The organism is Virgibacillus sp. MG-45 (genome assembly GCF_036409425.1).
Lineage (GTDB): Bacteria > Bacillota > Bacilli > Bacillales > Amphibacillaceae > LDC-1.
The window spans coordinates 62,628-71,268 of sequence record NZ_JAXOFU010000014.1 but is presented as its reverse complement, the minus strand read 5'-3'; the positions used below and the strand labels follow the sequence as shown (position 1 = coordinate 71,268).

Genomic DNA, 8,641 nt, shown 5'->3' with positions numbered 1-8,641 from the left:
GCAACGGGTTTTGGTCCCGTCATTCCCAGGTTCGAATCCTGGTAGCCCAGCCATTCGCGGAAGTAGTTCAGTGGTAGAACACCACCTTGCCAAGGTGGGGGTCGCGGGTTCGAATCCCGTCTTCCGCTCTTACTTGAGTAACCGGCGGCATAGCCAAGTGGTAAGGCAGAGGTCTGCAAAACCTTTACCACCGGTTCGAATCCGGTTGCCGCCTCCAAGAATTAACTTTTATATTTTGCCAGTGTGGCGGAATTGGCAGACGCGCGGGACTCAAAATCCCGTGTCCTCACGGACGTGTCGGTTCGACCCCGACCACTGGTATCTAAAAAAATCTAATAAATATAGTTCTGACGCTGATTTTACATAATGTAAAATCAGCGTTTTTTTGGTTTTATGATGTGGGTGGAGCGTGAATTTGCTCCTTACCAGTTTCCATCTTATATGTCTATAATTGCTTGTTCAGTAAGCTTATAATAGAAGTATTCGGATTTATAATATAATATCTCTAATTTAAGATTAGAATAACTAAAGCAAGGGTGATATTGTGAGAAAAAATATAAAGACATTGTTGGTGCTTTTAGTAGTTGTACTGTGTATTAGTCTTTTCTTTAATTTTCTATTTTATAAAGTCAATCAAGAAAGGAACAATTATTATACCATTTATATGCATGATATTTTCCATGAGGTAAAGGATGCAATAGAAGAGATTGATAGCATACTTAAAGAGAAGAACAAAGTTGATTTGCATTTGTCTTTTTTATCTTTAACAGAAAACCTAAGCATTCTGGATTATATGGTTAGTAGGGTGCCTTATTATACTGAAGGAATGGGTGGAACACTCAATTATCTAGAAACTACATTAGCAGTTATTAATCAAGGAACTACATATAAAGGAAATAACATCCCCTCATTTGTGGAGAATGATAAGCTTGACCAACAAGAAATAGCTTTTTTGAAATTACTTAAGAGCTATTTCATAACTATATATAACCAATTACGCTCAGAAGAGACTGGTCAGCTTTCAAAACAAATAACTAAATCTAAATTTCAAGATATTATAGACGAGAATATGTTTGGTTTTAGAAAAGTAGATGAATTATTAGAGGAATACATAAAGCATCGGAATTGAAGGAAAGTGGCTTTTGTATTCGAAGGGGGAATTCTCTATCTTTGCTTCCTTCCTAAGCAAATCGGCAATATTAATAACAATGGTGAGAACTGATTAGAACTGTGAATTCATGCTGCAAGTGAGTTATATAGGATACAATCCGGTTGATAAAAAGGGCTTAAGCATGGTATAAGTGTATAGGAAGCAAGGATGCTTCGTTTTTAAGTTTGGGATAATTAACTAGGATATTAGCATGAGAGGATTGGAATTTAATGAAGACGAATAACTTTTGGCGTGATTTACCACGACCATTTTTTATACTAGCACCAATGGAAGATGTGACGGATGTCGTTTTTCGCCATGTAGTGAGTGAAGCAGCTAGACCTGAAGTGTTTTTTACAGAGTTTACAAATTCGGAAAGCTATTGTCATCCAGAAGGGCTACAAAGCGTGCGTGGACGCTTGACCTTTACAGAGGATGAGCAACCAATGGTAGCACATATATGGGGAGATAAGCCTGAGAACTTTCGTAAAATGAGTATTGGAATGGCAGAGCAAGGGTTTAAAGGGCTTGATATTAATATGGGGTGTCCTGTAGATAATGTGGCAGGGAATGGAAAAGGGTCTGGTCTTATCCGTCGACCTGAGGTTGCAGCTGAGTTAATACAAGCAGCAAAGGCAGGGGGCTTGCCGGTAAGTGTAAAGACAAGACTCGGTTACACTTATATAGAAGAATGGTTTGAATGGTTGAAGTATGTGTTGGAACAAGATATCGCTAATCTTTCCATTCATCTGCGTACAAGAAAGGAAATGAGTAAAGTAGATGCGCACTGGGAGCTAATACCGGAAATTAAGAAGCTTCGAGATGAAGTGGCTCCAGACACATTGTTGACCATTAATGGGGATATTCCTGACCGTCAAACAGGCTTGGAGCTTGTCGAGAAGTATGGTGTGGATGGTGTAATGATCGGACGCGGAATTTTTAAAAATCCATTTGCTTTTGAGAAACAACCAAGAGAGCACGACAAGAAGGAATTGCTTGATCTCTTAAGGCTTCACTTGGATCTTCTTGATGACTATTCAAAAATTGAGCCACGCCCATTCAAGCCGTTGCATCGCTTTTTTAAGATATATGTTCGCGGATTTAATGGGGCGAGTGAATTACGAAATCAATTAATGAGTACACAGTCAACAGATGAAGTACGTGCACTGCTCGATGAATTTGAGGAAATAGAATGAAGCAGTTTGGTTAAACGTGTGAAAGAGTAAGATACTTCATTGGATGATCTGAGGGGTCGGCAATTAGAAAAAGATTAATATAGTATTTGATTGTTGAAATAATTTTATCAGATTATATTATTCAAACGTATAATTTGTCTCTTTTGCCTTATCTGCTTCTATATGTTTATAGTCACTTTCGCTATCAATCAGGTAAACATTATATTTAAAATGGGCTTATGTATTAAAATCAGAGAGCTAACCTCATAAAAGTCAGCTCTCTTTCTATTATTGGTTATACGATTTCCCTTCCCCAATGTCTATGGGCAGCAATTGCTTCTATAAATTTACTCGCAAAGCTAATTGCATCACCTCCATATATGACACCTGGATCATCTTCCATTCCATCTACTTGAAGAAGTTTTATACCATCTGCTGTTGCACCAATCGGTTTGTAATGTGAGTAGGCTTCATATACAAACCACGCAGCTTTTTTATAAAAAGCTTTATCTTCATCACTTCCACCGACTGCATACACTGCATCAAATAAAACTGAATCGACTGTTAAGAAGGTGTGATCTACCTTTAGCACAGTATTATCGGAACCTTCCACAGTTCCTAATTTATCACTTATAACCTCTACTTGTACTCCTTCTTTAGTAAGTGTATTTAGAACGGTTGTAACTTCCTTGCCATCAAATTGTTGCCCTAAAATCACCGCTACTTTTCTTGTTTTTGGAGACTTAATGGTATTCTCCTGACTTAATGCTGGGGAGCTTTTCATTACACTATTTTCACGTTCAACTGGTGGCGTTACGCCAATTGCACCCGCAAATGCCGTTGCTAGTTCATGACTGACATTAGCAAACATTTCTACCACTTGTTCTTGTACCGATTTACTTTCTACTTTCCCTAATTCAAAACTAAAAGCTTCAATTAAATGTTCTTTTTCAGCGTCACTCATGCTATTCCAGAATAGAGTAGCTTGTGAAAAATGATCCTTAAAGCTCTCGCTTCTTGCCCTAATTTTGTGGGCATCGATTTTCTCATGATAATGAGTATAACCACCCTCTTTTTCGGTTGAGGTTGCGGGTGTATTTTCAGCAAGCGAATTCTTATGATAACTAACAGGACCACGATTAATTGTTTGTCGACCGTATCCGTCACGCTGATTATTATGAAACGGACAAACAGGACGGTTAATCGGTATTTCATGGAAATTAGGGCCACCTAAACGAATCAACTGCGTATCCGTATAAGAGAATAGCCTACCTTGTAGCAATGGATCATTAGTAAAATCTATTCCCGGAACCACATGACCTGGGTGGAAAGCTACCTGCTCTGTCTCAGCAAAAACATTGTCCACATTTTTATTTAAGGTCATCTTCCCGATTATTTTCACCGGAATATCTTCTTCTGGCCATAGTTTAGTTGGGTCTAAAATATCAAAGTCAAAGTTAAATTCATCTTCTTCCGGTACCATTTGAACGCCTAGCTCATATTCCGGATAGTCTCCATTTTCAATTGATTCCCATAAATCTCGGCGATGAAAATCTGGATCTTTCCCGTTAATTTTTTGCGCTTCATCCCAGACAACAGAGTGTGTTCCAAGTACTGGCTTCCAGTGAAACTTCACAAAATGTGATCTGCCCTCCTCATTCACAAAACGGAAGGTATGTACCCCAAAACCTTCCATCATTCGAAAACTTCTCGGAATCGCTCTATCTGACATTGCCCACATTACCATATGAGCTGTTTCTTGATTATTGGCTACAAAATCCCAAAACGTGTCATGTGCAGATGCAGCTTGTGGCATTTCATTATGTGGCTCTGGTTTTAATGCATGGATTAAATCAGGAAATTTTATCGCATCTTGAATGAAAAATACAGGTATATTATTTCCAACAAGATCATAATTTCCTTCTTCTGTGTAAAATTTTGTCGCAAAGCCACGGGCATCTCGTGCTAATTCACCAGATCCTCTATTACCGGCAACTGTTGAAAACCTTACAAATACTGGTGTTTTTTGCGAAGGGTCTTGTAAAAATCCTGCTTTTGTATATGGTTTCATTGATTCATAAACTTCGAATTCTCCGTGAGCCGCAAAACCTCTAGCATGTACAATTCTCTCTGGAATTCGTTCATGGTCAAAGTGAGTCATTTTTTCACGAAAGTGGAAGTCCTCCATTAAAGTTGGCCCGCGTTCACCTGCTTTTAACGAAAACTCATCCTCAGATATCTTTACTCCTTGGTTCGTCGTCATCTTTTTACCGCGATTCTCAGATGTGAATTGCTCCAGTTGCTTCTTTTTACGGTTGGCTTCATTCTCATGGCCTTGTTTACTCATGAAGATTTATCCTCCCTTTTAAAAATAACATCGACACAGTGAATATTTTCCCACTTATAAATGATACAAACATTTTTCAACGATTTTTATATCAACTAGATTTTTATCAAAAGCGTCCTGATTTAAATATCGAATACATCATCCAAGCGAACATTAACACCGCAATGACAAAGCCTATTTCAATAGCAGGTATGTTCCACAGTACAGAAGTTTGCCTACCGAGTGCAGAGCCAATGATTAAACCGACCATAATTAAACTAAAAGAAAGTAGAACAATACTAAAAGAAATACGATTGCTGACACGATCTAGCTTTGTAAAAAAAGAATCTGCAGCTGGTATCGATATTTCGATTGGTAATTTTCTTTTTTTCATAATAGAAGATAATTCTTGGACTAGTTCCGGCATATCATGGAGAACGTCGCCATAATCTTCTAATTGATCAAAGATATTTTCCGCGATGTTTTTTGGATGATAACGTTCATGAATAAGCGCTCTTCCGAATGGTTCTGCTGCTTCCACTACACTTAAGTTCGAATGAAGCAGTTCGATTACGCCTTCAATCGTTAACAATGCCTTGCCTACTAAGGTTAAGTCAGTTGGAATATAGATATCATGTTCATGTGCGATCGAGAATAAATCCGTCACAGATTCACCTAAGCTCACTTCACTTAATGGGACATCATAATATTTAATCAAGAACTGCTCAATGTCACCTCTTAGTTCATGTTCGTTAACGTCTTCTGGTACAACTCCCATCTTTCTAATCGCCTTAATAATCGATTCTGGCTTTTGTCTAATCATCGCGATTATGAGGGAGGCAAAATGCGTTTGCATGTCAGATGATAATCTTCCTACCATTCCAAAATCCAACAATGCAATTTTTTCTCCAGGCAAGGCGAGTAAATTTCCCGTGTGCGGGTCCGCATGGAAAAATCCATCCTTAAAAATTTGATGAAGGATTGCATCACTAAATCGCTCTGCAATGATTGCTTTATCGTAGCCTCGCTCATCGAGTTCCTCTATATCATTTAGTTTTACCCCTTCGATATGCTCCATCGTCAACACTTTTTTTGAGGTATAATCCCAGTATATTTTTGGCACAATTAGATGCTTGTTCTCTTTAAATTGTTTAGCTACGATAGCTGTATTTCTTCCCTCATTAACGAAATCTAACTCATCTAGAACTGCCTTTTCAAATTCTTCTACCATATTTTTTAATTGGAATTTTTTTAAACGTTTTATGCGATATGTTGCTTGATCCGCTAATTCATGTAAGATCTCTAAGTCAGTTTGAATCTGCTTCCCGATATTAGGACGTTGAATCTTCACTGCAACTTTTTCACCGCTAGGTAAAACAGCTTCATGTACTTGTCCAATTGAAGCGACCCCTATTGGTTCATGGTTAAACGATTGAAACAACTCTTCTACCGAAGCCCCTAATTCTTTTTCTACTATAGCTTCTACTTCTGAATATGAAAATGGCGTAAGTTGATCTTGAAGGAGTTCTAATTCTTTCATTACATCTTTTGGAATGACATCTGGCCGCATGCTAGCCATTTGTCCCATTTTTATAAACGTAGGACCGAGCTCTTCTAAAATCAAGCGAAGTCGTTCTCCTAATGTTTTCTGGCTTTTATCTTGTTCTTTACTTAACATTACTCTCTTTGGTAATGGAAAAAGCTGATCTAGACCTAATTCTTTGACTATATATCCAAAGCCGTTCCTTGAAAAAGCTACTGCAATTTCACGATATCTTTGCATATGCCTCATTTTCGAAAAAATGATAATCCCTGCTTTCTAGCAATATATTATATTTTTAGCTATCACGTTTCATTTGTTTTTCTAAATAGTCTAAACGCTGTTCAATTGCTCTTAAATCATCTTTTGTAACAACATCTAATTCCTCAAGCTTCTTTTTTAACTTCTGCTGAATCTTTTGATCAATTTGGTTTTGGTTTTCTTCTCCTTTCTTTCTGATCTGACTGAATAGGTCATCAGATTCTTCTTTGGTTAGCTCTCCTTTTTTCATCAATTCATCTATTACTTTTTCTGTATGCTCTTTACTCGCTGCTGCAAGACCTAATCCTAATGTGACTCCTTTTTTAAAGGTATCCTTCATTTTCCTTCACCGCCTTATTATTTTTGCATTAATAAACAGATAGTTATTTAGATTGTTAGTTTCTTTTACCCGGAAAGACGATAATAAAAACTATTCGCTACCATCTATAAGCGATTTTTTGTTCCGTATAGAACGTCGGAAAGGGAAAACTATGACTTGAGAGCAATTAACTATGAAATTAAACTGAAAGACAAAGAATTTAGCATATTAGTTGATCTTTACTATTATCGAGTTATGACGACATTCCAAATTAAGAAAAACTATTTCAATAGTAGGGGGGTACACGTTGATAAAGTAATGAAGAATATGAGAAAAAATTTAATTACGTCAACGATACTGAGGAATAGCCGAGAGGGCAGAAAAGGATATTCATACTAGAATGATCGAAACGGGATTGGAACGCTTGGAAAAGCGTGGAATGAGTGTTGAGGGTCAGTCCTCACTATAAGTGAAGCCAAAGCAAGTTCCGTATTTGTTAATGACCAATGACATTATGGTGGATTTAGCAAATACCGAATGGGAAATGTGGGGTAGTAGAAAGGTAAAATCTCACTATAATTTAGATAGCAGGATGAATATACAAGGAAGTCCTGATCAAAAAGAATATGGTTTGTATGTATTAGATAGTAATTCGCTAATGAAAACAATAGAAAAAATACAATCAGAAATTCGTTTTAGTTCAGGTTTAGGGATTCATAATTATCTAATCATCACGAAGGTGAAAATTCTTACAATAAGTTTGCTAATTATGCAATTGACCCTACAGAGGATAATAAATACCATAGTAAGCCACTAATAACAGGTTATGTACTTAAACTGTATCCATACCCAACTTTTATAGAGAAGGCTATAACTTATAGTTCAGAAAAGGATTGGATTATAGGGTTATGTAATTACTCTGAAACAACATTAAAAGTATGGATATAAAAGAAGAACGCCAATCTTTCCCTATTATTATAGATTATCAAGGAGAAGAAATGTATTTAGTAGATTGTACTGATTTAGATGTAAATAAAATCAATGATATAGAACTATATACCAGCACTGGTTCAAGTTACAGATGGGAAAAGAGAAGAATACTAGTTTTAATGATTGGTATGGCGAATAAGGCAAGATATCAAGTTTCTTTTAAAAAAATAGCAGAAGCAAGATAGTATGTGAATTGATAAACGTATAATGTGTCCTTTTACCAATGAAATACCTTTTAATTAAGGGGTTGATTACAGTAAAACAGTTAGGGAATCAAGCAGTATTGCAATTTTGGTATTGATTGACGGATGAATATATAAAGAAAATTTTTTTCTTCTATACGAAAACTGTAGAAAGGGCAGCATAAATTTATAGGGAATCAACATACTGATAATAAAATTCAACAATTCATAATAAAATTGGGGAACTAGGACTATTGGCATCCTAGTTCTCTCTAGGAGAAAGAAAATTTAGCTATTACAGAGAATTTCTTTAAAGATGCAGTGTCAAGAGTAATATTATTTAGAACTGTAGAAAAAATGGTCTCCAATGCAACATGGTACAACGGAGGGTACAGAGCACAGACTGTGGCTTCAGAACGGCTTATAGAGATAATAAGTTTACTGCCCATTAATATAATATCACTATGTGCATAGGTTCACTTAAACTATTTGGTGCTTTAGTTGAATAAGGTACAGAAAAAAGTCGGTTTGTCGGCTTACTTTTTAAATATAGTGTCATAACTTAAATCATCTGAACAACTAATTAAGAAAAGGAATTTAGGTTTAAAAGCAAATAAAACCGACATAGCATTTTATTTGCTATATCGGTTTTATTTTAAATTAATTTAGTTTATGAAATAGCTAATCTCTTAACTTGA

General features: G+C 36.4%; 6 protein-coding genes and 3 tRNA genes. 6 read left to right on the top strand and 3 right to left on the bottom strand.

Annotated features, from left to right (window positions below; translation table 11 throughout):
- Positions 1-56 precede the first annotated feature (56 nt).
- The 5 genes from SPK86_RS13915 (at position 57) to SPK86_RS13895 (ending at position 2,346) form a co-directional block, all read left to right on the top strand.
- Positions 57-128, top strand: a tRNA-Gly gene (locus SPK86_RS13915).
- 15 nt (positions 129-143) lie between these two features.
- Positions 144-217 (top strand) — tRNA-Cys (locus tag SPK86_RS13910).
- 20 nt (positions 218-237) lie between these two features.
- Positions 238-321 (top strand) — tRNA-Leu (locus SPK86_RS13905).
- Positions 322-544: 223 nt separating this feature from the next.
- Positions 545-1,129, top strand: a complete 585-nt coding sequence (locus SPK86_RS13900; protein ID WP_330949635.1) for a hypothetical protein — start codon at positions 545-547, stop codon at positions 1,127-1,129.
- A gap of 251 nt (positions 1,130-1,380) precedes the next feature.
- Positions 1,381-2,346 carry a tRNA dihydrouridine synthase gene (locus SPK86_RS13895; RefSeq protein ID WP_330949634.1) on the top strand — a complete coding sequence of 322 codons (966 nt, stop codon included), beginning with the start codon at positions 1,381-1,383 and terminating at the stop codon, positions 2,344-2,346.
- A gap of 274 nt (positions 2,347-2,620) precedes the next feature.
- On the opposite strand, the gene SPK86_RS13890 is transcribed toward SPK86_RS13895, so the two are convergent.
- The 3 genes from SPK86_RS13890 to SPK86_RS13880 form a co-directional block, all read right to left on the bottom strand.
- Positions 2,621-4,672 (bottom strand): catalase, encoded by a 2,052-nt coding sequence (locus tag SPK86_RS13890; protein ID WP_284141803.1) that lies wholly within the window; start codon positions 4,670-4,672, stop codon positions 2,621-2,623.
- Positions 4,673-4,778: 106 nt separating this feature from the next.
- A complete protein-coding gene (locus tag SPK86_RS13885; RefSeq protein WP_284141802.1) occupies positions 4,779-6,434 on the bottom strand; it encodes an ABC1 kinase family protein in 1,656 nt (551 codons plus the stop codon).
- A gap of 55 nt (positions 6,435-6,489) precedes the next feature.
- Positions 6,490-6,792, bottom strand: a complete 303-nt coding sequence (locus SPK86_RS13880) for a phasin family protein (RefSeq protein ID WP_284141801.1) — start codon at positions 6,790-6,792, stop codon at positions 6,490-6,492.
- 917 nt (positions 6,793-7,709) lie between these two features.
- Here SPK86_RS13880 and SPK86_RS13875 point away from each other — a divergent pair.
- Complete coding sequence (locus SPK86_RS13875; RefSeq protein ID WP_284141800.1) at positions 7,710-7,946, top strand: hypothetical protein; 237 nt, start codon at positions 7,710-7,712, stop codon at positions 7,944-7,946.
- Positions 7,947-8,641: the final 695 nt, after the last annotated feature.

Excerpts from the sequence above, each read along its gene's own strand:
- SPK86_RS13885 (WP_284141802.1), bottom strand. The coding sequence starts at position 6,434 with ATGCAAAGATATCGTGAAATTGCAGTAGCTTTTTCAAGGAACGGCTTT.
- SPK86_RS13875 (WP_284141800.1), top strand. The coding sequence starts at position 7,710 with ATGGATATAAAAGAAGAACGCCAATCTTTCCCTATTATTATAGATTAT.
- SPK86_RS13890 (WP_284141803.1), bottom strand. The coding sequence starts at position 4,672 with ATGAGTAAACAAGGCCATGAGAATGAAGCCAACCGTAAAAAGAAGCAA.
- SPK86_RS13880 (WP_284141801.1), bottom strand. The coding sequence starts at position 6,792 with ATGAAGGATACCTTTAAAAAAGGAGTCACATTAGGATTAGGTCTTGCA.
- SPK86_RS13895 (WP_330949634.1), top strand. The coding sequence starts at position 1,381 with ATGAAGACGAATAACTTTTGGCGTGATTTACCACGACCATTTTTTATA.